The 25170-nt window shown below is 72.8% G+C and carries 18 protein-coding genes; 8 read left to right on the top strand and 10 right to left on the bottom strand.

The features are described from left to right. A complete protein-coding gene (locus tag A8711_RS01590; RefSeq protein ID WP_064447786.1) occupies positions 1–516 on the bottom strand; it encodes a MarR family winged helix-turn-helix transcriptional regulator in 516 nt (171 codons plus the stop codon). A 95-nt stretch (positions 517–611) separates the two neighbouring features. On the opposite strand from A8711_RS01590, the gene A8711_RS01585 reads away from it, so the two are divergent. Next, positions 612–1742: a PP2C family protein-serine/threonine phosphatase gene (locus A8711_RS01585; RefSeq protein ID WP_069087266.1), complete on the top strand. Its 1131-nt coding sequence runs from the start codon at positions 612–614 to the stop codon at positions 1740–1742. A gap of 10 nt (positions 1743–1752) precedes the next feature. On the opposite strand, the gene A8711_RS01580 is transcribed toward A8711_RS01585, so the two are convergent. The 7 genes from A8711_RS01580 to A8711_RS01550 all read right to left on the bottom strand — a co-directional run bounded on the left by A8711_RS01580 (position 1753) and on the right by A8711_RS01550 (position 10260). Beyond that, a complete protein-coding gene (locus A8711_RS01580; RefSeq protein ID WP_043328795.1) occupies positions 1753–3234 on the bottom strand; it encodes a sugar transferase in 1482 nt (493 codons plus the stop codon). 213 nt (positions 3235–3447) lie between these two features. Next, on the bottom strand, positions 3448–5202 hold the full coding sequence (locus tag A8711_RS01575) for a substrate-binding domain-containing protein (protein ID WP_051611375.1): 1755 nt from the start codon (positions 5200–5202) through the stop codon (positions 3448–3450). A gap of 178 nt (positions 5203–5380) precedes the next feature. Continuing rightward, positions 5381–6415, bottom strand: coding sequence for a lactonase family protein (locus A8711_RS01570; protein ID WP_176722729.1), 1035 nt, complete (start codon positions 6413–6415; stop codon positions 5381–5383). A 106-nt stretch (positions 6416–6521) separates the two neighbouring features. Beyond that, complete coding sequence (locus tag A8711_RS01565) at positions 6522–7124, bottom strand: ATP/GTP-binding protein (RefSeq protein ID WP_043328792.1); 603 nt, start codon at positions 7122–7124, stop codon at positions 6522–6524. Beyond that, positions 7105–7494 (bottom strand): DUF742 domain-containing protein, encoded by a 390-nt coding sequence (locus A8711_RS01560; protein WP_030502282.1) that lies wholly within the window; start codon positions 7492–7494, stop codon positions 7105–7107. Before A8711_RS01560 ends, A8711_RS01565 begins: the two co-directional genes overlap by 20 nt. Continuing rightward, positions 7484–7906, bottom strand: a complete 423-nt coding sequence (locus tag A8711_RS01555; protein WP_043328791.1) for a roadblock/LC7 domain-containing protein — start codon at positions 7904–7906, stop codon at positions 7484–7486. The genes A8711_RS01560 and A8711_RS01555 overlap by 11 nt, the downstream gene beginning before the upstream one ends. After that, on the bottom strand, positions 7906–10260 hold the full coding sequence (locus tag A8711_RS01550; RefSeq protein WP_069087265.1) for a nitrate- and nitrite sensing domain-containing protein: 2355 nt from the start codon (positions 10258–10260) through the stop codon (positions 7906–7908). Before A8711_RS01550 ends, A8711_RS01555 begins: the two co-directional genes overlap by 1 nt. 305 nt (positions 10261–10565) lie before the next feature. On the opposite strand from A8711_RS01550, the gene A8711_RS01545 reads away from it, so the two are divergent. From A8711_RS01545 to A8711_RS01525, 5 genes are all read left to right on the top strand, one after another. Further along, positions 10566–11183 (top strand): hypothetical protein, encoded by a 618-nt coding sequence (locus A8711_RS01545; RefSeq protein WP_069087264.1) that lies wholly within the window; start codon positions 10566–10568, stop codon positions 11181–11183. Positions 11184–11196: 13 nt separating this feature from the next. Further along, a complete protein-coding gene (locus tag A8711_RS01540) occupies positions 11197–12294 on the top strand; it encodes a hypothetical protein (RefSeq protein WP_069087263.1) in 1098 nt (365 codons plus the stop codon). Between the two features lie 135 nt (positions 12295–12429). Beyond that, the gene (locus A8711_RS01535; protein WP_064447792.1) at positions 12430–14088 is read left to right on the top strand and encodes a sodium:solute symporter family protein; all 1659 of its coding nucleotides are present in this window, start codon (positions 12430–12432) and stop codon (positions 14086–14088) included. 17 nt (positions 14089–14105) lie between these two features. Then, positions 14106–14429 carry a hypothetical protein gene (locus A8711_RS01530; protein WP_043328786.1) on the top strand — a complete coding sequence of 108 codons (324 nt, stop codon included), beginning with the start codon at positions 14106–14108 and terminating at the stop codon, positions 14427–14429. A 69-nt stretch (positions 14430–14498) separates the two neighbouring features. Further along, on the top strand, positions 14499–14882 hold the full coding sequence (locus A8711_RS01525; RefSeq protein WP_043328785.1) for a hypothetical protein: 384 nt from the start codon (positions 14499–14501) through the stop codon (positions 14880–14882). A gap of 106 nt (positions 14883–14988) precedes the next feature. Here A8711_RS01525 and A8711_RS01520 read toward each other — a convergent pair whose 3' ends face one another. Continuing rightward, positions 14989–16797 (bottom strand): glycoside hydrolase family 6 protein, encoded by a 1809-nt coding sequence (locus tag A8711_RS01520; RefSeq protein WP_069087262.1) that lies wholly within the window; start codon positions 16795–16797, stop codon positions 14989–14991. 708 nt (positions 16798–17505) lie between these two features. On the opposite strand from A8711_RS01520, the gene A8711_RS01515 reads away from it, so the two are divergent. Together A8711_RS01515 and A8711_RS01510 are read left to right on the top strand one after the other, a co-directional pair. Next, positions 17506–18849 (top strand): hypothetical protein, encoded by a 1344-nt coding sequence (locus tag A8711_RS01515; protein ID WP_069087261.1) that lies wholly within the window; start codon positions 17506–17508, stop codon positions 18847–18849. Positions 18850–18928: 79 nt separating this feature from the next. Then, complete coding sequence (locus A8711_RS01510; RefSeq protein WP_069087314.1) at positions 18929–19756, top strand: class F sortase; 828 nt, start codon at positions 18929–18931, stop codon at positions 19754–19756. Positions 19757–19820: 64 nt separating this feature from the next. Here A8711_RS01510 and A8711_RS01505 read toward each other — a convergent pair whose 3' ends face one another. After that, positions 19821–24887, bottom strand: a complete 5067-nt coding sequence (locus A8711_RS01505) for an NAD-glutamate dehydrogenase (RefSeq protein WP_069087260.1) — start codon at positions 24885–24887, stop codon at positions 19821–19823. Between the last annotated feature and the right edge of the window lie 283 nt (positions 24888–25170).

Raw genomic sequence — 25170 nt, 5'->3', positions numbered from 1 at the left:
TCAGGCGGTACGGGCCACCGGCGGCTCGCCGGACGGGCGGACCGGGTCACCGATCCGCTCCCCGGAGGGCTGCAGCACCGGCCAGCCCTCGGCCGCTGTCGCCTCCCCGCGCCGGCCGACCACGTCGAACTCGCGCATGCCCTGCAGCAGTGCCACCCGGCCCTCCGAGCTCATTCCGTCCAGGATCCGCTCCAGCCGGCGCCGCCGGTCGGTGCGCAGTTCGGCGAGGAGCCGCAGGGCCTCCGGAGTGAGGTGCAGGGAGATCTCCCGCCGGTCGTAGCGGCCCGGCTCGCGTTCCAGCATGCCGGCCGCGACCAGCCGGTCGCAGAGCCGGCTGGCGGAGGAGAGCAGCATGTCGGTGAGGGTGGCGAGCCGGCGGAGGTTGATGCCGTCATACTGCTCGACGACCATGATCGCGCGTAACTGGGCACTGGACAGCCGGCTGGTGGTGCGCTCCCGGGCCGCCTCCCAGACGGCGAGCAAGGTGCCTGCCGCCTCGTCCAGGGCGGCGGACATACTCGTGTCAGGTCCCTGGGGACCAGGCTCTTCGGTCATGGTGGGCCCGAGACTACCCCCCGGATCTGCCCGGCGACCTGTGCAAAGGAGCAAAGATGAGCGGAGCGGAGGGCCGCGCGCGCCGGGTCCTGACCGAGGCGCCGACGGATCTCATCGTGGACCGGCTCGCCGCCGAGCTGGCGCGCACGTACGGAATCACCCGCACCGAGCTCTACCAGGTCGACTACCGGCTCGCCGAGCTGCTGCCGCTGGGTGACGGCGAGGCGCTCGCCCGCCCCGGTCACCCGGCCTGGCGCGCCTTCGACCATCAGGAGCCGGTGATCGCCGACGAGGTGGGCTGGTTCCCGGTGGGCATGCGCGGCGAACGCCGGGGCGTCCTCCGGGTCTCTCCGGTACCGGCCGACCCGGACGCGCGCCGCGAGCTGGACACCATCGCCACGGTGCTCGGGCACGAGCTGAGCGCGGTCATGGCGACCACCGACATCTACCGGACCGCCCGGCGCAGCCGGCGCCTCACGCTGGCCGCCGAGATGCAGTGGGAGCTGCTGCCCGGGCGCAGCCGGATCCGGCCGTCGTTCAGCCTGGCCGGGCAGCTGGAACCGGCGTACGCGGTGCGCGGGGACAGCTTCGACTGGTCCGACGACGGCCACCGGCTCTGGCTGGCGGTGCTGAACGGCTTCGGTGAGGGGGTGGCCGCGGCGCTGCTCGCCTCGCTGGCCACGTACGCGCTGCGCAACGCGCGCCGGGCCGGGCTCCCCCTGGCCGATCAGGCCGCGCTGGCCGACCAGGCGATCTACGCGCAGCACCGGGGCCAGCAGCATGTCTCGGTGCTGCTCGTCGAACTGGACCTGGCCACCGGCACGCTGGCCGTGGTCGACGCCGGTTCGCCCCGTCTGCTGCGGCTGCGGGCCGGCGAGGTCAGCGAGCAGACGCTGGACGAGCAGTTCCCGCTCGGCATGTTCGAGGGCACCGACTACCGGGAGCAGACGTTCCAGTTGGAGCGCGGTGACCGGCTCTTCGTGGTCAGCGACGGCGTCATCGACGCCACCACCGAGCAGGGGCGCTACGGCGAGGCGGCGCTGGACCGGTTCCTGCGCCGGACCGGGCCGATGGAGCCGCTGGACGCGGTCCGGTCGCTGATCGGCGACCTGCGGGCCTTCGTCGCCGGCGATCTGGTGGACGACGCGGTGGTGGTGTGCCTGGACTGGCTGGGCCCGCAGCCCTGACCCGGCCCGCTCAGTACGCGCCGCGGCTGTTGATCACGGCGCCGAACGTCTTCCAGAGGATGGTCAGGTCGGCGGCCAGCGACCAGTTCTCCACGTAGTAGAGGTCGAGCCGGATGCCGTCCTCCCAGCTCAGGTCGGACCGGCCGCTGACCTGCCAGAGGCCGGTCATGCCGGGCTTGACCAGGAGGCGTCGCGCCACGTCGCCGTCGTAGCGGGCCACCTCGGACGGCAGCGGCGGGCGCGGGCCGACCAGGCTCATCTGGCCGAGCAGCACGTTGACGAGCTGGGGCAGCTCGTCCAGCGACCACTTGCGCAGCAGCCGGCCCACCCGGGTCACCCGCGGGTCGTCGCGCATCTTGAACATCAGGCCGTCGGTCTCGTTGCGCGCGGCCAGCTCGGCGAGCAGGGCGTCGGCGTTGACCACCATGGTGCGGAACTTGAAGACGCCGAACTCCTCGCCGCCCTGACCGACCCGGGTCTGCCGGAACAGCACCGGACCCCGGCTGTCGATCTTGATGGCGAGCGCGATCACGATCAGCAGCGGCGCCAGCACGAGCAGCGCGATCAGCGAGATCGACCGGTCCACGAAGCCCTTGACCAGCTTGCGGGCGCCACGGAACTCGGGCGCCTCGACGTGGATCAGCGGCAGGCCGGCGACCGGGCGGGTGTGGATGCGAGGGCCGGCGACGTCGGTCAGCGCCGGTGCCACCACCAGGTCGACCCCGGTGCCCTCCAGCTGCCAGCCCAGGCGGCGAAGCCGGGTCGCGGTCAGCTCACCGGAGGCGGTGACCGCCACCGTGTCGGCGCCGATCGCGGTGGCCGCCTCCGGGATGCCCCGGAAGGAGCCGACCACCGGCACGTCACCCAGCCGCTGCGGCACCGGGGCGAGCAGCGCGTCCGGAATGCACGCGCCGACCACCTGGTAGCCCGCGTACGGCTCCCGGCGCAGCGTGTGCACCAGCTCCAGCACGTGTGCCGTGTCGCCCACCACGAGCACCTTGCGCGACCAGCCGGCGCCCCGGTCGCGGGCCCGGTGCAGCCGCTTGCGGGCCGCGAACCGCGCCACCTCCAGGCCGACGGTGCCGACGGCGAAGGAGATGGCCAGGAAGCCCCGGGAGACGCCGACGTCGGCGATGTACCCGGCGATCGCGATACCGCCGGCCAGCCGCATGCTCGCCGCGCTGACCCGGCGGTACTCGTCCGCGCCGTACCCGAGCACCTGGTCGTCGTAGCACCGCATCGCCTTGAGCGAGACGAGCCAGACCAGCAGCAGCGCCGGGGCTACCACGACGTACGGGATCTCGGACCCGGTCGGCTCCTCGTCGCCGAACCGGGCCAGGTAACCGACCAGGATGGCCACCGCCAGCACGGTGGTGTCCAGCACCACCAGGACCCGGATGTAGGCCCGCTCCGCGGCTCGTGTCGTCTTGCCCGGGCGTTCACCACCGGGTCGCGACGACGTGGCAGGGGTCAACAGCGTCGCCGAGGTCACCGGCCCTCCCCACTTCGCTCAGGACCGCCCCGTCCCCGCCCGGCTCCGGTGTGGAGCCCGCGGTCGAGGCACCCGGTCATCATGCCTGGACAATTATGGTTACCGATTGATTCGGACGCATTACCGTCAGTTCTCATCCCGCGTCTTGACCCGGGAAGCCTTCCGCCGTACCGGATTTGCCGGTACGGCGGAAGACTAGCGCTGAGCTTCAGGTCAGCGCGGGGCGGGCGGCCGGAGCGCGATCGCCCGGAGGAAGATCTCGCCGATCTTGCTGGGGTCGGTGGTGACGAACGCGCCGCCGCCGGTGACCTTGGTGATCGACTCCAGCTCGGCCCGGTTCACCTCGGTGCCGATGCCGATGATGACCACCTGGACCGGCTGCTCGTCGTCCTTCAGCTTCTTCAGCTGGTCCAGCAGCTCCTTCTGCGAGATGCCGTTGTCGTCCTCGTTCTTGCCGTCGGTGAACAGCACGATCGAGTTGACCTTGCCCGGCTCCCAGTCCTGCTGCACCTTCTTGTACGCCGCGAGCATGGTGTCGTACAGGCCGGTGTCGCCGCTGGAGGGCTTGATCGAGGCGAGGCCGCGCTGCAGCGCCCCCCGGTTGCTCGACAACGGCTTTATTCCGACCAGCTCGCTCCAGTCCTGCGAGCCCTGGAGGTTCGTGGAGAACGTCCACAGGCCGATCGACCAGGAGTCGTCGAAGAGCCCGAGGCCCTGGCTCGCGGCGGCCACCGTGACCTGCTCCCGGCTGGCGCCGTTCGCCGTCGCGACCGGCTTCTTCATCGAGCCGGAGACGTCGATGACGCAGAGCATCCGGCCCGACTGCGTGGCCACCGACCAGGTGGTGGTCGCCGTCGAGATGGCGCCCGGGTCGAGGTCGGCCGCGCCGCCCTGACCGGACGGCGGCACCTGGCTCGCGCCGCCGTTCGCCGGGCTCGGCGCGCCCGTCGGGGCCTGGAAGCCGCGCCCCCAGTTGCCGTCCGGCGCGCGCAGCGCCTGCGCGGCCAGCCGGTCCTTGAAGTCCGGCGTACGCAGCACCTCGAAGAGCACCCGGGCGGCGGACGCCTTGGCCGGCTCGATGCCGGGCAGCACCGCGAACGGGTAGTCGAGCGGGATCGGCACCGGCTCCAGGTAGAGCGCGGCCAGCCGGATCGGCGGCTTCGTGCTGTTGTAGGCGATCACGTCCTCCTCGGACAGCGCCGCCGCGCCCAGCCCGTTGGCGATCGCCGTCGGGTCCGACGAGCGCGGGAACCGCGCGAGGAGGTCCTGCCGCAGCGAGGAGCGGTTCGTGGCGAGGGCCCGCAGCGCCCCGACCATCGCCTCCTGCGCCTTCGGCGAGCCGGAATCGCCGGTGGAGCTGGCGGCGGCGGTGAGCGACAGCAGCCCGGACAGGCCGGCCGCGTCCTGGGTCGGCTCGACGATCCCGGCCCGCAGCGGCTTACTCGCGGTGACCTGGGTCAGCAGGTCGGACCAGCGGAGCTTCTTGTCCGGCCACCCTATGCGCGAGGCCACCGGCTCGGGCAGCGCCACCACCACCGGGCTGCGCGCGATCGAGGCGCCGTTCGTCGGCGCGAAGGCGCTGGCTCCGCCGCTCTTGAGCCGGACCAGCCAGGTCGAGGAGTCCGGCACCCAGACGTCCGGGGTGACAGCGGTGCCGCTGGCCTGCCCGACTCCGGCGAGCGTGGCGCCGTGCTTGCTGGCCACCGCGGCGGCCACCTCGACCGACTCCGAGGAGGAGACGTTGACGGCGATGCAGGTGCCGCCCACCGCGGCGCCGTCGGCGACCCACTGGTCGGCGGCGCCGCGCACCGCGGGGGCGATCTCCGGGGCGGTCGCCACCGACAGCTCGATCCGGCCCGAACAGTTCGGGCCGGCCAGCTGCTGGTAGCCGAACCAGGAGCCGCCCACGACGGCGACCAGGGCTACCGCCACAGCGGCGGCGCCTGCTCCACGGAGGTTGGAACGCATGCGATGGCGGCCAGACACGGTGACCATCTTGCGTACCTCGTGGGGTTACCACCACAACCGTTCGGACGAAAGTTACGCAGCAGAAACAGTTGATCACCTAACTCATACGCTAAGTTACTGGTCAGTCATTTCAGAGTGATGAAGTCCACTGCGGACGGTCGTTTCGGTGACCGTCCGCTCACGGCAGGAAGCAGGTCGGGCTCGCCACCGGCACCGGCTCCCCCATCACCTCGGGCACGCCGCTGACCGGATCGACCCGGAAGATCCTGATCATGTCGGCCCGCTCGTCGGCGACGTACAGGTGCTCACCGGCGAACGCGAAGTGCCGGGGCCACTCACCGCCGGTGTCGACCTCGGCCACCAGCTCCGGCGCTTCGCCGTCGAGCGCGAAGACCGCCACCGTGCCGACGCCCCGGTTGCCCACGTAGAGGAAACGCCCACCCGGTCCCACGCTCACCTCGGACGGCTGGACATGCCCGGCCCGCCCGCTGGCGTCGACGCGCGCCCGCTCCCGCGGCCCGTCCGGCGTCAGGTCGTACGCGGTGACAGTGGCGTCCAGCTCGCCGACCAGCCACGCGCGCCGCCCGTCCGGGTGCCGGGCCAGATGGCGGGGCCCGGTGCCGGGCGGAGTGCTCACCCGGGGCTCCCGGGGCGTCAGCCGGCCGGAGCCGGCGTCGACGTCGTACCGGTAGACCGAGTCGGTGCCCAGATCGACGGCGAGCAGCGCGCCGCCGGCCGGATCCGGCGACACCATGTGGCAGTGCGCGTGCTCCTGCCGGTCGGTGTCCGGCCCGTGCCCCTCGTGCCGGACCAGGTCGGCGCGCTCCCCCGGCACGCCCTCGGCGTCCAGGCCGAACACCGCCACGCTGCCGCCGCCGTAGTTCGCCACGAACAGGTGCCGCCCGTCCGGGGCCACCGCCACGTGACAGGGCTCGGCCCCGCCGGACGGGCGCTCGCCCAGCGGCGTGAGGTCGCCGTCCGGCGCCACCCGGAACGCGCCGACCCGGCCGTCCGGCAGCTCGTTGCACGCGTACAGCACCGGCAGCGCCGGATGCCGGGCCAGGAACGACGGCGACGGGGTGACCGCCACGACACCCAGCGGCGTCAGCCCGCCGGTCGCCCGGTCCCGCCGGGCCGCGACGACGCCCTCACCCCGCCCGCCCGTCTCCGCCGTGTAGCCGCCGATGTGGACGATCTCGTCCTGCCCGGTCACCGCTCCCACCTTCCGTCGGTCCTGTCTCCGCCAGATCCAACCAGAGGCTTCCCGGTCAGGCGTCCGATCAGTCCCGCGACGGCCGACGAGATTCGCCGCGGGCGGCTCAGCCCACCGGCACCGGCTCGCCGCGTTGCCGCGCCACGTGCTCGACCAGCGAGATCAGCACCAGCTTGCCGGACTGCCGGTCCCGGGCGTCGCAGAGCACGAGCGGGACGTCCGGGTCCAGGTCGAGGGCGTCGCGCACCGCCTCCAGGCCGAACCGCCGGGAGCCCTCGAAGCAGTTGACGCCCACCACGAACGGGATGCCCCGCTGCTCGAAGTAGTCGATGGAGGGAAAGCAGTCGGCCAGCCGCCGGGTGTCGGCGAGCACCACCGCGCCGAGCGCGCCGAACGCCAGCTCGTCCCAGAGGAACCAGAACCGGTCCTGACCCGGGGTGCCGAACAGGTAGACCTGCAGGTCGTCGTTGATGGTGATCCGGCCGAAGTCCATCGCCACCGTGGTGGTCGCCTTCTGCTCCACCCCGGAGACGTCGTCGGTGTCGAGCCCGGCGCCGGTGAGGACCTCCTCGGTCTGCAACGGCCGGACCTCGCTCAACGCGCTGACCAGCGTCGTCTTGCCGGCGCCGAAGCCACCGGCGATGAGGATCTTCAGAGCCAGCGGCACCTGGGGCGCCCCCGGCTCCCGGTCATAACGCACGGAGTCCACTGACCACCGCCTTGAGGATGTTGTCGTCGGGCAGGTACGCGGTGGCCGGTGGCCGGTGCACCGCGACGAAGCCATGGGCGAGGAGGTCGCCGAGCAGCACCCGCACCACGCCCACGGCGAGGTCCAGGTCGGCGGCGAGGTCGGCCACGGCCTTCGGCCGGCGGGCCAGTTCGATCAGCCGGCGATGCTCCGGCTGGAGGCCGGGCGTGCCGGCCGGCTCGGCGTCCGGCGTGGCGAGCACGAAAGCCAGCAGGTCGAAGCCGTCCACCGGCGGGCGCACCCGGCCCCCGGTGAGCGTGTACGGGCGCACCACCGGACCGGCGTCGGCGTCCAGCCACTCGTGCTGCGGCCCCGGCGAGTCAGCGCGCATCGGCCGGCCCCCCGCCGCTGCGGGCCGGCGCGGCCAGGTTCTCCCCGACCCGGATCACCAGCATCGCCATCTCGTACGCCACCAGGCCGATGTCGGCGTCGGCGTCGCTCGCCACCGCCAGGCAGGCGCCCTGTCCGGCGGCGGTCACGAAGAGATAGGCCGACTCCATCTCCACCACGGTCTGGCGGACCGCGCCGCCGCCCAGGTGCCGGGTGGCGCCCTTGGCCAGGCCGGAGAAGCCGGACGCCAGCGCGCACAGGTGCTCCGCTTCGCTGCGGTCCTGGTCGCCGGAGGCGCCGAGCAGGAGCCCGTCCGCCGAGAGCACCACCGCCCGGCGTGCGGCGGGCACCCGCTCCACCAGGTCGTCGAGCAGCCAGTCGAGATCGGCGTTCTGCCGCGTCGTGTACACCACTAGGCGTCCCTCTCAGTCGCGGTTCGGTCCTCCGCCACCGGCAGGGCGGGCTCCACGGCCGGCCCCGACGTGGCGGACGGCGTACCGGTGTCAGGCTTTTCGGTGGTGGCCGGATCGGCGTCACCGGCCGGGTCGGTGGCGCGGGCGCCGTCCCGGCGACCCCGCGCGGTGCCCGCCTGCAACGCCGACATGGCCCGGCGCGCCTCCTCCGGCGTGCGGTACGCCGGGGCGTCCACGACCGCCGCGCGCGGACGCGCGGACGCGCCGCGCCGCCGGATCCGGCGTGGCAGGCCGTCGCCGTCGGTGGGAGGCTCCACGGTCGAGGCGCGCGCGGACTGCAACGGGACCACGGTGCTCTCCGACCGGTCCCGTCCCGGCCGGTTCGGGCGCCCCGGACGCGGCACCGTCGTCAACCGGGTCACCTTGGCCAGGCGCCGCCGCTCCGGCCCGGCGGGGCCGTCCGTGCCCACCGGCGGCTCGTCGGTGATCAGATCCGACGGTACGAACACCGCGGCGACGATCCCGGCCGGACGGGCCGGCCGCAGCTCCACCCGCACGCCGTGCCGTGCGGCCAGGCGCGCCACCACGAACAGCCCCAGCCGGGCGCTGCCGGCCGGGTCGAACTCGGGCGGCTCGGCCAGCTTGCGGTTGGCGGCGGCCAGGGCCGGCGCGGACATGCCCAGCCCCCGGTCGGTGATCTCGATGGTGTAGCCGCCCGGCACGGTCCGGCCGGTGACGTCCACCCGGGTGCCCGGCGGGGAGTACGCGGTGGCGTTCTCGATCAGCTCGGCGAGCAGGTGGATCACGTCGCCGACGGCCCGGCCGAGCACCCCGGCCGACGCCACCTCACCCACGTCGACCCGGTCGTACGCCTCGACCTCGGAGATCGCGCCGCGCATCACGTCGACCGCGGCGACCGGCCGGCGCCAGCCCCGCCCGGGCGCGGCGCCGGCGAGGATGACCAGGTCCTCGGCGTGCCGCCGGAGCCGGGTCGCCAGGTGGTCGACCTGGAACAGTCCGGCCAGCTCGTCCGGGTCCTCGGTACGCCGTTCCAGCCGGTCCAGCAGCGCCAACTGCCGGTGCACCAGGCCCTGGCTGCGCCGGGCGAGGTTGAGGATCACCTCGTTGAACCCCCGGCGCAGGGTGACCTCGTCGATCGCGGCGCGCACCGCGGTACGCCGCACCTCGTTGAACGCGCGCGCCACCTGGCCGATCTCGTCGCCGCCGTGGTCCAGTTCGGGCGCCTCCCGGGCGATGTCGACCTCCTCGCCGCGGCGCAGCCGGGCGACCACGTCGGGCAGCCGCTGCTCGGCGACCTCGGTCGCGGCGGTGCGTACGCCGGTCAGCCGCCGGGCCAGCGACCGGCCGACCCGCAGCGCCACCAGCACGCAGACGACGATCGCGACGAGACCCAGCACACCGGCGGCGGCGAGCTGGACGAGGATCCGGGTGGCCATCGGCACCGACCGCTCGGCCAGGGCGTCCGCGCCGCGCAGCTCGAAGTCGCGCAGGCTCTGCCACACCTCGGCGTGGCCGGCCTCCCAGCCGGCCATGTCGAACCGGGCCGGCAACGCGGACGAGCGGATCAGGGTGTCCTGGAGCGCGCGCAGCTTGACGAACCCGGCGCCCTCGGTCAACCGCTGGTACGAGGTCCGTTCCTCGGAAGGCAGCTCGGCGACCGCCGTCTCCGCCAGGAAACGCTGGTTCTCCAGGGTCCGGACCAGCTGCTCGTGCTCGCCGTCGGCGTACCGGCCCGCGATGACCGCGCCGGCCAGCAGCGCGTCGGCCTGGCCGAGCAGCTCGCGGGAGCGGCCCAGCGCGGTGAGCGCTGTGGCCTCCCGGTTGAGCTGGGCGTCGGGCAGCGCTGCCATCGCGCCGAACGCCTGGAACGCCGAACCGATCATCCCGCTGTAGAGGCCGACGGCGCCGGACCGGTCCACCTTCCGGTCGTCGATGAAGGCGCGTCCGGCGGGCAGCGCGTCCAGTGCCGAGACCAGCTGGTCGAGGCGGCCGTCGAGCTGCTCGTCGGCGACGTCGCGCAGGGCCTTGCCGTCGACCTTGCGGCGCAGCTCGACGATCGCGTCGTCGGTGCGTACGCGCTGTTCCGCCAGGGCCGGCAGGGCGCTGCGGCCGGCGAGCTGGACCACCGACAGCCGTCGCTCCCGTTGCAGCTCCGCCACCACGCGCTCGCCGGGACGGCCGAGGTCGTAGAGAAGGGTACGGGCGGAGAGCAGGTCGAGCGCGGGCCCGAAGGTGAGCGTGGTGGCGAAGATCCACAACGCCAGCAGCCCGGTCACCGGGCCGATGACCAGCGCGGTCAGCTTGGCGCGGATCGGCCAGTCACGGGTGTTCAATCAGACCTCGCCCGGGAAGGTGTCGCTCGGTGGCGCCGGCAGCGGCCGTCACGTTCGCCGGCCACGACGCCGGGCCCCGGCCCGGACGCCTTGGGCAGGATACGTAATCCGGGGCGGATGCACTACCGGCCGTCTCGGCTCTCACTACGGTCCGAGACGGGCACGGCGGGCGCAGTCGGACACCGGACCGGCACCGGACGGCGGTCGCGACACCGCTCCTTATTTCCCGACCGGGGCGGAAAGTGCCGCGCAACGGGATTGGCGATCACCCGCATGAGGGAATACCAGCGGGCGAAGGAGGAGCCATGTCGTCCACCCAGGTAATCGTCATAGTCATCGTCGTCCTCGTCATCGCCGCGCTCGCCGCGTTCGCCGTGGTCGCCAGCCGCCGCCGGGCGCTGCGGGAGCGTTTCGGCCCGGAGTACGACCGGGTCGTCGCCGAGCAGGACAGCCGCGGCGCGGCCGAACGCGAGCTGCGTGAGCGCGAGCGCCGGCACGCCGAACTGGAGCTGACCCCGCTGAGCCCGGAGTCCCGGGCCCGCTACGCCGCCGCCTGGGAAGAGCTGCAGGTGCGCTTCGTCGACTCGCCCACCGAGACCGTCGGCGAGGCGGACGAGCTGGTCAGCCGCCTGATCGCCGAGCGCGGATACCCCACCGGGGACTTCTCGGACCAGATCGCCCACCTCTCCGTCGAGCACGCCCGCACGCTCACCCACTACCGCGACGCCCACGAGATCCGGCAGCGCAACGAGCGCGGCGAGGCCGGCACCGAGGACCTCCGGCAGGCGCTCGTGCACTACCGGGCCCTCTTCGCCGACCTGCTCGGTGAGGACCCGGTGCCCACATCGACGCCGCAGCCGGAGCAGCGGGAGCAGCCGGAGCAGCGCCACCCCGACCACGACCACGACGTCACGAGCCGCTGAGGAGGCCGCCGCCATGCGCCAGGAAGAGCAGCAGGTCACGCAGGACCACCCCGAGGCCGTCCGGTCCGCGCCGGTACCGGTGCCACAGCCGGGCGACCACGCCGGCCCCGGCCGGCACGACGCCGACCGGGCCGACGTGCCCGAGGACGCGCTCGACGACCGGGGCACCTTCGACGACCCGGCCGTCGCCGACGACCGGCGCGAACTCGGCGCCGACGACCGGCGCCACGACGGAATCGACGACCGGGGCGACGAGGTCGACGAGACCCGCGCGTACGAAGCCGGTGAACTGAGCGACGCGGCCGACCGTACCGACGACGGGCGCGACGACGACGGGCGTCCGCCGTTCCACGAGCCGGCGCCGCTGCCGACGGCGTTCGGCGCGGCCACGGTGGGCGACGCGGTCGCCGCGTCGGCGCTGGCGAGCGGCCGTCCGCAGGACGAGCGCGACGCCCGCGACGAGGACACGGCCGTGCCGGGCGACGGCGCGCCGGGCCGGACCGACCCGCTGGACGACGAGCGGGCCGATCCGACGGCCGGGGACCGACTGCACGACCGCGACCGCTGGGACGCCGAGCACGCCGACGGCGACGCGGCGGTCGACGGCGACGCACGGGCCAACGGTGTCGTCCGGGACGACGCGGCGGCCGACGGCGCGGTCGGGTACGGCAGCGCCGAGCCGGGCCTGGTCGACCCCGACGCCGAGCCGGTCCCCGCGGCCGACGAGGACGCCGACCGGCGCCACGACCACATCGACGCGGGCACCGCGGCGGCGGGCGCGGCAGCGGCCGGCACGGCCCTGGGCGGGGCGGACCGGCCCACGCCGGGCGCGGTACCGGCCGACGCCGCGACGCTGTTCGCGCCGGCGGCGGCGCAGGGCTTCCGGGACCGCTGGCGCGACGTGCAGCTGCGCTTCGTGGACGACCCGCGCGCCGCGGTCGGCGAGGCCGAGTCGCTCGTCGAGGAGGCGATCGAGGCGCTCTCCACCGCCCTGCGCGAGCAGCGCACCCGGCTCGGCGCGTGGCAGGAGTCCGGCTCCACCGACACCGAGCAGCTCCGGGTGGCCGTGCGCGGCTACCGCGACTTCCTGGACCGCGTACTGGGGCGCTGAGGCCCGCCGCAGGACCCCACCGAGCCCCGGCCGGCGACCCGGCCGGGGCTCCGTCGTGCCCGGACCGGCCAGCAGGCATGAAACTTCGCAAACGGGGTACGTGCGGGCAGCGGTGCACACGAGGGGAGCACGGGCATGGGCGGCGGCGGCCTGCGTCTGGACATGAACGCGGTGGACTACCTGATCCTCGCGCTCTATTTCGTCACTGTGCTCGGCGTCGGTTTCGCCGCCCGGCGCGCGATCCGCACCAGCGTGGACTTCTTCCTCTCCGGCCGATCGCTGCCCGCCTGGGTCACCGGCCTGGCGTTCGTCTCGGCGAACCTGGGCGCGCTGGAGATCATCGGCATGGCCGCCAACGGCGCCCAGTACGGCATCATGACCGTGCACTACTACTGGATCGGCGCCGTACCGGCGATGGTCTTCCTCGGCATCGTGATGATGCCGTTCTACTACGGCTCCAAGGTCCGCAGCGTCCCCGAGTACCTGCGGCTGCGCTTCAACCGCCCCACCCACCTGCTCAACGCGATCAGCTTCGCGGTAGCCCAGGTGCTGATCGCGGGCGTGAACCTCTACGCGCTGGCGCTGATCATGCAGGCGCTGCTCGGCTGGCCGCTCTGGTTCGCGATCATCGTCGGCGCGGTGATCGTGCTGGCGTACATCACCGTCGGCGGGCTCTCCGGCGCGATCTACAACGAGGTGCTCCAGTTCTTCGTGATCATCGCCGGCCTGGTGCCGATCACGGTCATCGGCCTGGTCAAGGTCGGCGGCGTCAGCGGCCTGATGGACGCGGTCCGCGACTCCAGGCTCGGCGAGGCCGGCCTGCACGCCTGGGAGGGCACCGGCAGCACCGGCAACCCGCTCGGCGCGCACTGGCTGGGCATCGTGTTCGGCCTCGGCTTCGTGCTCTCCTTCGGCTACTGGACCACGAACTTCGCCGAGGTGCAGCGCGCGCTGTCCGCACGGAACATGAGCGCCGCCCGGCGTACGCCGATCATCGCCGCGTACCCGAAGCTGCTCATCCCCGCGGTCACCGTGATCCCCGGCCTGATCGCCCTGGTCACCGTGAAGGGGCTGGGCGCCGACGACGGCGACCTGGTCTACAACAACGCGATCCCGCTGCTCATGCGCGACCTGCTGCCCAACGGCGTGCTCGGTATCGCGGTCACCGGCCTGGTGGCCTCGTTCATGGCCGGCATGGCGGCCAACGTCAGCGGGTTCAACACCGTCTTCACGTACGACATCTGGCAGGCGTACTTCCGGCGCAACGAGTCGGACGAGCACTACGTGAAGGTGGGCCGGCTCGCCACAGTCGGCGCGGTGGTGATCGGCATCGGCACCGCGTTCATCGCGGCCGGGTTCAGCAACATCATGAACTACATCCAGGCGCTTTTCTCGGTGTTCAACGCCCCGCTCTTCGGCACCTTCATCATCGGCATGTTCTGGCGGCGGATGACGCCGCTGGCCGGGTTCTGGTCGCTGCTGTCCGGCACCGTCGTGGCCACCGCCACGTACCTGCTCTACAAGGGCGGCGTGATCAGCTTCAACTCGGACCTGGAGGAGAGCTTCTGGGGCGCGGGCCTGGCCTTCGCCACCGTCGCGGTGGTGGCCGCGATCGTCACGCCGCTGACCCGGCCGAAGACCGACGACCAGCTGACCGGGCTGGTGTACGGCCTCAGCGACACCGCGCTCGCCGACGACTCGCTGGCCGGCGACGCCGCCTGGTACCGCTCCCCGGTGCTGCTCGGCGTCGTCGCCGTGATCCTCGCCGCCCTGTTCTACATCCCGGTCTTCTAGAGGAGGGGACGCACGCCATGACAGACGACGCGGACCGCAACTACCAGGGCGGCGAGGCGCACGACCCGCTCGTCGACGAGACCGAGGACGCCCGCGAGGCCCGCTCGGCGGCGGCCCGGCTGTTCGACATCCGCCGGGTCATCGGCGGCCTGTTCGTCGCGTACGGGCTGATCGTCGGCCTGATGGGGCTCTTCGACACGTCCGCCGAGATCGACAAGGCACAGGGCCTGCGGATCAACCTGTGGGCCGGCGCGGCGATGCTGGTGTTCGGCCTGCTGATGCTGCTCTGGCAACGGCTGAGCCCGACCGAGACGCCGGAGCCCGGCCACGACGACGCCTGACCGTCCGCATGGCGCGGCCCGCACCGGGTACGCCCAGGGGATCACGCGAAGGGACAGGAGGGCAGCAGCATGACCGATCGTGACCGCGGTGGCGAGCGGCCGCTCGAGGAGACCCCCGAGGTGGCCGCGGCGGTGGACGACGACAGCACGGTGCCCCAGTTGCGCGCCGGCGGCGTCGACCCGGACAACCCCACCTTCACCGAGCCCGACGGCGCGGTGGCCGACACCGGCTCGCCGAACATCATCGGTGACCCGTACGCGGCCGGGACCGGCGCGACCGGCACCGGCACGGGCGCGGCGCCGGACGGCATCCGTACCGGCGCCGAGCAGCCCTGGGACCCGGAGGACCTGGTGATGGCCCGGGGCCAGGACATGACGCCGGAGAACCTGGAACGGGCCCGCCACGACCTGCACGAGCTGGGCCGGGCCGCGATCGAGCGTACGGTTCCCTGACCCGGACGCCCGAGGGCCCCTGGTCGACGTGGGCGTCGACCAGGGGCCCGGGGAACCCGCGCGGGCGGTGCCTCACTCCCGCCGCCGCGGGTGGTACGGCCGCGGCTCAGGAGAGCGGCGGGTACGCGTTCTGCATCAGCTGCTGGAACTGGGCGGCGAACCACGCGCCGGAGATCGGCGCGTCCGGCAGGGCACCGGACATGCTGTTGCCGTTGCGGGCGTTACCGGTGTAGGTCGGGTCGCACATCCGGTCGAAGCCCTTGCCCTCGTTGTTCGGGATCTCCTTGCTGGAGCCGTCCGACTCACCCGGGGGCTTCACCCAGACGTAGGCGTCGATCCCGGGCTCCGGGTTGGCCTGCGGCCGCTCGCCGAGACCCGCGCCGGCCTGGTTGCACCAGTTGCCGGTGTGGAAGCGGCGGTCGACCCGGCCACCGTCGACGTAGGCGTCCACGCTGGTCGACGGGCCGGGGCCGGTCGGCCGGGCGGAGCCGCCCCAACCGTTGCGGGAGGTGTCGATCAGCATGCCGATGTTGCTGTCGAAGCCGATCGAGACCAGCTTCTGCCGGAACGCCTGGGCGAACGACAGCTCGTCGAGGTACTGGTTCCAGTCGGCCCACTTGGACTGCCGCACGGTCTGGCCGTTCACCGTGTCGGTGATCTTGACGTACGGCTCCTTCAGCGCGGAGTAGTTCGCCGTGTTGACGATGAAGCCCGCCACGTTGGCGACGGTGCTGCCGGAGGCGACCGCGGCGGCCTTGAGCTGGTCGGCGACCGGGCCGAAGTTGCTGTCCCAGCCGATCCAGCCGTGGTGGGCGGCGTCGATGTAGTTGTAGACGTTGCCGATCGCGCCCAGCTTCGCCAGGGCGTAGCCGACACCGTTCACGTACGCGCCGTTGGCCTTCACCGTGTCACACATGACCGTGCCGCCCGCGTTGCCCGAGGTGTTGGTCACCAGGTTGGGCAGCGAGTCGATCTCGATGATGTTGACGATGCGCAGGTTCCGGTACTTCGAGTCGCCCTGGATCGCGGCGATCGGGTCGATGTACTCGGCCTTGTAGCGGGGCAGCTCGTCCGGGCCCAGCTCGCCGTTCGAGGCGAGCGCCGAGCAGTCGCGGCCGGGCAGGTTGTAGATGACGAACTGGATGTAGCCGGCGCCCTGGGCGAGCGCGGCGTCCAGGTGGTCACGGACGCCCATCGCGCCGTTGGAGCTGCTGTCCGGCGTGCCGTTGATGGCGGCGATCCGGTCGATCCAGACCGCGGTCGGGTTGTTCGACACCCGGTTGCCGCCGGACACCGACTCGGCCTTGGCCTTCCACTCGGGGTTCACGTACCCCTTCACCCCGGCGTACGGGTTGTCGACCCGCTGCCCGGGCGGCGGCTGCGACGTCGGCGGGGTCGACGTCGGCGGCGTGCTCGTGGGCGGGGTGCTGGTCGGCGGCGTGCTGGTGGGCGGCGTGCTCGTCGGCGGGGTGCTGGTGGTCGGCGTGCCGCCGTTGCAGACCGTGCCGTTCAGCGTGAACTGGGTCGGCTTGGGGTTGCTGCCGCTCCAGGAGCCGTTGAAGCCGATGGTGGTGCTGGCGCCGCTGGCGAGCGACCCGTTGTACGCCTCGTTCTGCGCGGTGACGTTCTGGCCGCTCTGGGACCACCGCGCGGACCAGCCGTTCACCACCCGCTGCGAGCTGTTCGGGAAGGTGAAGCCGAGGTTCCACGAGGTGAGCGCGTCACCGATGTTCTTGATGGTCACGGTGCCGGTGAATCCACCGGGCCAGTCGCTGGTCGTGTAGGTCACGCTGCACTGGGTGGCGGCCTGCGCCGCGGTGACCGGGAGGGTCACCAGTCCACCGGCTACCAGGACGCCGGCGCTGGTCAGCGCGAGCGCCCGGTTCCGGCCGGACAGCCTTCTCCACAGATTCATGCCACTGATCTCCTTGGGCGAGACCGGATCCGCGTACGGCCCGGCGCAAATGGCGGCGGCGGTCGCCCTGCGGGAACGACCGTGCGCGCCACTGGTTACTTCGGGGGACGCCCGACCCGGACGGGCGTTGGGGGTGGTGGTGCCGACCGGTCCGCAGGACCGGCCGATGGAGCCGGACGTCGGCCGGTCAACCGGCTGCCCTCGACGCCTGAGCTCGCGGTGTGGCTCCCCGAACCGCGTGCAGCGATTCTTGCATGGGAGCGCTTCCATGGCAATGCCTCGATGCGCCTCGCGGCCCACCCTACCGCCCGCCCCGACCCCGCCCCGCTCACCGCGCGCCCGGACCCCGCTACACCAGCCGGGCTCGCCGCCAACCACCCGCGGCCCCCACCTCGCCGCGCCACCCTCACGCCGGGCGGCGGACCGTCCCGCCTCCGCCCGGCCGACTGGAACGCCATGGGTGCCAAAACGGCCAAATGACACCCATGGCGTTCCACCCACCGGCGGAGGCGAGACCGTCGGAACCGTACGAGCGGGATCCGGGTCGCGGGGTCGCCGAAGTCGGGCCGATCGGCGCGCGGAGGCGGGGACAGCGCGGACACGCCCGATCTCGACAAACTCCTAAAAGCGAATCTTTCCCCGAATAAGTCGCGAAAAGGTCTAGCGTCGGCCTTAGCTCGACTGACGTCGGGCTCAGGACGAACAGGGATGGAGACGCTGGTCATGGCTAAGAAGATGCTCGGGAAGGTGGTCGCGGGCGCTGCCCTCGGCGGCGCCGGCCTTCTCGTGTTCACCCCGGGAATGGCCTACGCGGGAGGGCACGACGAGGGCAAGGTCATCGCCAAGCCGCACGTGGTGAAGGCGGGGGACACCGTCGAACTGCTCGCGATCTGCTCCGAGCCGCAGCAGCACGCCACCGTCTGGTCGAAGGTGACCGGCAAGGTCGACCTGCGCCCGGCCCGCGACGGCGAGCACGGCGACTGGGCCGACCGGGGCGGTGACTGGGGCGGCGACCAGGACTGGGGCTGGGACGACAAGGGCCCGGACGGCAAGGACGAGCACGGCAAGGGCCCGGACGGCAAGGACGACCACGGCAAGGGCCCGGACGGCCGCGGCGAGCCGGGCGGGGACGAACACGGGCCGGGCGGAAACGGGCCCGACGGCAACGGGCCGGGCGGCAACGGCCCGGGTGGCAACGGCCCGGGTGGCAACGGCCCGGGTGGCAACGGCCCGGGTGGCAACGGCCCGGGTGGCAACGGCCCGGGTGGCAACGGGCCCGGCGGCAACGGCCCGGGTGGCGACGGCATGCCGCAGCCCCCGGCGGACCAGCCCCAGCCGCCGGCCGGCCAGCCGGAAGGGCAGCCGCAGCCGGGCGGCGCGGGGGCCGGCGCGGCCGTCGACCCCGGCGACTGGCAGGGGCACGACGAGTACGGCCAGGACGCCGAGCCGGGCTGGGAGAAGGAGAAGCCGGGCGGGCCGGACTGGACCAAGGACGCGCACGGCCCCGACGGCAAGGAACAGCACGGCAAGGACGCCAAGGACGAGCACGGCAAGGACGACCGTGGCGGCCGGCCGGACGACAAGGGCAAGGACGGCAAGGACGAGCACGGCTCCTGGCAGGGCGGCAAGAACGACTGGCAGGAAGGTGAGAACGACTGGCCGGGCGACAAGAGCGACTGGCCGGGCGACAAGGACGACTGGCAGGCGAGCGGAGGCGCCTGGCAGGACGACAAGGGCGACTACGGCAAGGACGCCGAGCGCGACTACGGCAAGGACGGCAAGGACGGCTGGGAGCACGGGAAGGACTTCGTCTACTACGGCGAGGCCACCGTCTCGCACGACGCCCGGCCGGGCCGGTACGAGTTGCGGGGCTCCTGCGGTGAGGGCGAGCTGGTGGTCCTGCCGCGCGGTGGGGTCGACGGCGGCGACGGCGGCATGACGACCACCGGCGTGGACCGTACCCTCGCCACCGGTGGCGCGGGCATGATCGGCGCCGCGGCACTGGGCGGCCTGGTGCTGCTGCGCCGGCGGCGGGCCGGTGACCTGGTCTGACCGGACGACGACCCGGGCCGGCGGCCGTCACGGAAGTCCGTGGCGTGCCGCCGGCACGGCCGTCGTCGTCCTGCTCGCCATGGCCGGGGCCGGTCTGATCGGCGCGTCCGTCCGGACCGTCCCGCCACCGTCCCCGCCGCAGCCGCTCGGGCAGGCGGCCCCGGTCACCACCGGCCCCCAAGCAGACCCGGACGCCGAGGGCCAACCGGGGCCGGACGCCGAGGGTCAGCTGACGCCGGACGGCACCGGCCTGCCGACGGCGGACGCCGCCGGGGGCGCCGTCGGCCCCGCGACGCCCGGCCCGACGACCGGCCCACCCGGCGCCGCCCCGGGCACCGCGGCCGCCCCGGGCACCGCAGCCGCCCCGGGGGCCGCAGCGGTCCCGGGCGCTCCGGCAGCAACGGGCCCAGCGGGCGCGACGAGCCCGAACGGCGCCGCCCCGGCTCCACTGCCCCGGTCCGCGCCGACGACCATCTCGATCCCCCGTATCGGGGTGCGGGCCGAGATCATGTCGCTCGGCACGAACCCGGACGGCACGGTCCAGGTGCCCCCGCTGGACCAGGCCATGAAGGCCGGGTGGTACTCCCCCGGCGCCAGCCCGGGCGAGGCCGGCAACGCGGTGATCGTGGGCCACGTCGACTCCGCCCAGCTCGGCCCGGCGGTGTTCTTCAACCTCGGCGCGCTGGTGGCCGGCGACACGATAGTGGTCACCCGGCAGGACGGCAGGTCCGCCACGTTCACGGTGCGCGAGGTCGGGTCGTACCCGAAGACCGCCTTTCCCGCCGCGCAGGTCTACGGTCCGTCGGCCGTGCCCGCCCTGCGCGTGGTGACCTGCGGCGGGGTGTTCGACCGCACGGCCGGAAGCTACCTGAACAACATCGTCGTCTACGCCCCGATGACGAGCTGAGGGCGGAAACGGCGGTGGCCCGGTGGTCGGTTCCCCGACCACCGGGCCACGCGCGCGTCTGCGGTCAGGCCGCCGCCGAGGTCCGGACCAGGGTACGGATCTGGCGCAGCAGCACCGACAGCGCGGACAGGTCGGCGCGGGACTCGTCGAACTCCCCCATCGCCCGGTGCGCCCGGTGGATCGAGGTGGCGTTCGCCTGCTCCCACTCCTGCACCCGCTCCACCGGCGGCACGTCGTCCGGGGTGGAGCCGAGCACCTCGGCGGTGAGCGCGGCCAGCGCGGCGTACAGGTCGTAGCGCAGCGCCATCCGGGCCAGCGTCTGCCACCGGTCCTCGCGCGGCAGCAGGGAGATCTTCGACAGCAGCGCGTCCACCCGGAACCGGTCGGAGAGCACGAAGTAGACCGAGGCCACCTCGCCCACGTCCCGCCGGGTCGCCTGCGCCGTCTCGACGATGTCGAGCAGGCCGAAGCTGTACATCAGGCGGGTCGCCTGCTCGGCCAGGTCACGCGGCAGCCCCCGGTCGACCAGCGACTCGATGTGCGCCGCGATGGCCTCCCGCTCGGTGCCCCAGAACCGGTGCTCCAGGTCCGGCAGGAGCTGGGCCACACCGTCGCGCAGCCGGTCGATCTCCGCCGGCACGTCGATCGGCGACCGGCGGTTGGTGACCAGCCAGCGCACCGCGCGGTCGAGCAGCCGCCGGGTGTCCAGGTAGACGGCGGTCTGCAACTCGGGCGAGACCTTGTTGTCCAGCGCCTCGACCGCGTCCCAGAGGTCACGCAGGCCGAACACCTCGCGGACCACCACGTACGCCCGGAGCACGTCCGCCGCGGAGGCGGCCGTCTCCTCGACCACCCGGAAGACGAACGAGATGCCGCCCCGGTTGATCGCCTCGTTGACCAGGACAGTGGTGACGATGTCCCGGCGCAGCCGGTGCCGGCCCATCCGGTCGGCGAAGCGCTGCCGCAACGGCGTCGGGAAGTAGTTGACCAGGATGTCGGTCGTCCACTCCTCGTCCGCCAGGCCTTCGCCGACGATCTCGCGCTCCAGCACGATCTTGACGTACGCGAGCAGCACCGCGAACTCCGGCGCGGTCAGCCCGCTCTCGGTGCGGACCGCCAGCTCCTCGTCCGACGGCAGCGCCTCCAGGGCCCGGTCCAGCGCGCCGGACCGCTCCAGGTCGTTGATCATCCGCCGGTGCACCGGGAGCAGCGAGGCGGCCTGGGCCTGGGCGTTGTTCAGCGCCCGCGCCTGGTCGTAGTTGTCCCGCAGCACCAGCTCGGCGACCTCGTCGGTCATCCGGGCCAGCAGCTCGTCACGCTCCGGCCGGTCCAGCTCCCCGTCGGCCACCGCCGTGTTGAGCAGGATCTTGATGTTGACCTCGTGGTCGGAGCAGTCCACACCGGCCGCGTTGTCGATGAAGTCGGTGTAGATGCGGCCGCCGGTCGAGGCGTACTCGATCCGGCCCTGCTGGGTGAAGCCCAGGTTGCCGCCCTCGCCGACCACCCGGCAGCGCAGGCTCTTGCCGTCCACCCGGATGGCGTCGTTGGACTTGTCGCCGACCTCGGCGTTGGTCTGGCTGGACGCCTTGACGTAGGTGCCGATGCCGCCGTTCCAGAACAGGTCCACCGGCGCGGTGAGGATCGCCTTCATCAGCTCCTGCGGGCTGAGCTGCGTGACGTCCTCGTCGAGGCCGAGCACCGCGCGGACCTGCGGCGAGATCGGCACCGACTTCGCCGTACGCGAGTGGACGCCGCCGCCTTCGGAGATCAGCTCGCGGTCGTAGTCCTCCCACGACGAGCGCGGCATGTCGAACAGCCGCTTGCGCTCCTCCCACGACCGGGCCGAGTCCGGATCCGGGTCCAGGAAGATGTGCCGGTGGTCGAACGCGGCCACCAGCCGGATGTGCTTCGACAGCAGCATCCCGTTGCCGAACACGTCGCCGGACATGTCACCGACGCCGACCACAGTGAAGTCCTGCGTCTGGGTGTCGTGCCCCAGCTCCCGGAAGTGCCGCTTGACCGACTCCCAGGCGCCCCGGGCGGTGATGCCCATCTTCTTGTGGTCGTAGCCGGCCGAGCCGCCGGAGGCGAACGCGTCGCCCAGCCAGAAGCTGTGCGCCTCGGAGATCTCGTTGGCGATGTCGGAGAACGTCGCGGTGCCCTTGTCGGCGGCCACCACCATGTACGGATCGTCGCCGTCGTGCCGGACCACGTCCTCGGGCGGCACGATCTCGCCGCTGACGATGTTGTCGGTGACGTCCAGCAGCGCGGAGATGAACTCCTTGTAGCAGATCACCGCCTCGTCCCGGTCGCCCGGCTTCTGCTTGAGCACGAAGCCGCCCTTGGCGCCGACCGGCACGATCACCGCGTTCTTCACCATCTGCGCCTTGACCAGGCCGAGCACCTCGGTCCGGAAGTCCTCGCGCCGGTCGGACCAGCGCAGGCCGCCGCGGGCCACCGGCCCGTAGCGCAGGTGCACGCCCTCGAACCGGGGCGAGTAGACGAAGATCTCGAACTTGGGTCGCGGCGCGGGCAGGTCCGGGATGGCCTGCGGGTCCAGCTTGAACGCCACGTACGGCTTGGGCCGCCCGCCCACCGGCTTCTGGTAGAAGCTGGTGCGCAGCGTGGCCTGGATCAGCGTCAGGTAGGCCCGCAGGATGCGGTCCTGGTCGAGGCTGGCCACCTCGTCCAGCGCCTCGCCGATCGCGTCGACCAGCTCACCGCTGCGCTGCCGCCGCTCGTCGAGCGTGGTGGCGCCCGGGGCGAACCGGGTCTCGAACAGCTTCACCAGCAGTTCGGCGATCTGCGGGTACGCGATGAACGTCTGCTCCATGTACTCCTGGGAGAACACGGTGCCGGCCTGGCGCAGGTACTTCGCGTACGCGCGCAGCACGACGACCTGCCGCCAGGTGAGCCCGGCCCGGAGCACCAGCTCGTTGAAGCCGTCCACCTCGGCCTCGCCCCGCCAGGCGGCGGCGAAGGCGTTCTCCACGTGCGGACGTACCTCGGCCAGGTCCTGGTGCCGCTCGGGCAGCTCCAGACCGAAGTCGTAGAGCCAGATCCGGCCGTCGACGCGCTCCACCTCGTACGGGTGCTCGTCGACCACCTTCACACCGAGCGAGTGCAGCACCGGCAGCACGGCGGAGAGCATCATCGGCTCGCCGTACCGGTAGACCTTGAACCGCACGTCCATCGCCTCGTCGGCGTCGGCGGCGCGGGCGGCGTACGGACGCGGCGGCGCCTGCTTGCGGAACAGGTGCATCTCCAGCTGGCCGGGCTCCTCCAGCAGCTCCAGCTTCGCCAGGTCCTTCATCGCCTCGTACGGCGTGTGCCCGTCCTTGTAGCCCTCCGGGAACGCGTCGGCGTACCGGGCGAACAGGTGCTTGGCCTGCTCGTCGCCGAGCTTGCGCTCCAGCACCAGCCGGTAGTCGTCGTCCCAGAGGCGGGTCGCGTCGGCCAGCTCCTCGGCGAGCAGGTCGGCGTCGATGTCACCGGGCGGGTTGTTCGGGTCGGTCCGCACGATGAAGTGCACGCGGGCCAGCATCGACTCGGTCACCCGGGTGGTGTAGTCGACGCCGACGCCGTTCAGCTCGCGCAGCAGGATGTCCTGCATGCGCAGCCGGTTCTGCGTGGTGAACCGGTCCCGCGGCAGGTAGATCAGGCAGGAGATGAACCGCCCGTACGCGTCGCGGCGCAGGAACACCCGCAGCTGCCGGCGGCCCGCCATCCGCAGCACGCCGATCACCGCGTGGTAGAGGTCGTCGGTCTTGATCTGGAACAGCTCGTCGCGCGGGTACGTCTCCAGGATCTGCAACAGGTCCTTGCCGGAGTGGCTGCGCAGGCTCAGGCCCGAGCGGTCGAGCACCTCGGCGACCTTGCGCCGGACCACCGGCAGCTCCTGCACGCTGGTCCGGTACGCGGCGGTGGAGAACAGGCCCAGGAAGCGCCGCTCCCCGACCACCTCGCCGGCCTCGTTGAAGATCTTGAAGCCGATGTAGTCGAGGTACGCCGAGCGGTGCACGGTGGCACGCGAGTTGGCCTTGGTGATGATGAGCAGGCGCTTCTCCAGCACCTTCTCGTGCGCCTCGGGCGTCATCGAGTTCAGCGACCGGGCCTCCGGCGAGTCGGAGCGCAGGATGCCCAGGCCGGTGCCGAGCACCGCCTCCAGGGCCTGCCCGCTGCCGCGCGCGCCGTCGGCGTCGACCAGGCGGTACTCGCGGTAGCCGAGGAACGTGAAGTGGTCGTGCGCCAGCCAGCGCAGCAGCTCCACCGAGTCGGTGATGTCCTTTTCCGGCACCGGCGGGCGGTTGTCCGACGTCCGGGCGGCGGCCAGCTCGTCGGCGAGCGCGAGGGCCCGCTGCCGCATCTTCGGCCAGTCCTCGACCGCCTCGCGCACGTCGGTGAGCACCCGCTGCAACTCGCGGCGCAGCGCCTCCCGCTCGGCCGGGTCGCGGACCGGGTCGATCTCGATCCGCATCCAGCTCTCGACCAGGTCACCGGCGATGGCGTCGTCCGGCTCCACGTCCGCCGAGACCTCGGTGAGCCGGCCCAGCGGCTCGCGCCGCACCACGACCAGCGGGTGCACCAGCAGGTGCACGTCGAGGTGACGGGAGTTGAGCAGGGCGGTCACCGAGTCGACCAGGAACGGCATGTCGTCGGTGACGATCTCGACGACCGTGTGGTGCTGCTCGGCGTCCGGCTCGTGGATGCGCAGCTTCAGCTCGCCCGGAACCCGCTGCTGGGCCAGGTCCCGGTGGGCCCGGGCCGCCTCCAGCATCTCCTCGGCGGTGAAGCCGATCAGCTCCTCGTCCGGCGCGAACCGCCAGAAGCGGTCCACGAGTGTGGCCGCATCGTGGTCGTCGCCGGCCAGCGCGACCGCCTGGGCGACCAGCCGCTCCGCGTTGGGAACGGGCTCGTCCAGCTCGGCGTCCTCCGACTCGTCGGCCAGTGCCTGCGTGGGCAGGCCCAGGTCGTAGAGGGTGTCGATGCTGGAACCGGTCATCCCGGTCACTCCTGTGTCGAGACGGCTGAAACCGTCCCCGTCGGTCGCCGAATCGAAGCTGTCGTCGTCCCGGCCGGTGTCAGCCTGCCGGAGGTCGGGTCCCGGTTTGATCGCCGGACGCCGGTCCATCGGTGCCACTCCCCTCGACCCACCGCACTGTGGGTCACTCTGCCGCCCAGCCTAGGCCCTACCGCGTGGTACCTCCCGCGGCGGACCACCGGCCGGACGTCCGGATCGGGACTCTGTCCTTTCACCCGTTGCGGGTTCGTGGTCGGCCGCCCGCGGAGTACCCCGACTGGCGATGTTCATCACACTGCCACACGGGGCTTTCCGCGCTGCCGGAGGCCGTGGCGGGGCGGTGGCGAGCGCCGGGCCGTACTAGCGTGCAGGGCAGTTGAGCACCGGAGGGACC

The sequence above is a fragment of the Micromonospora sp. II genome, assembly GCF_001709195.1.
GTDB lineage: Bacteria > Actinomycetota > Actinomycetes > Mycobacteriales > Micromonosporaceae > Micromonospora > Micromonospora chalcea.
This window is presented reverse-complemented; position numbering and strand designations above follow the sequence as displayed.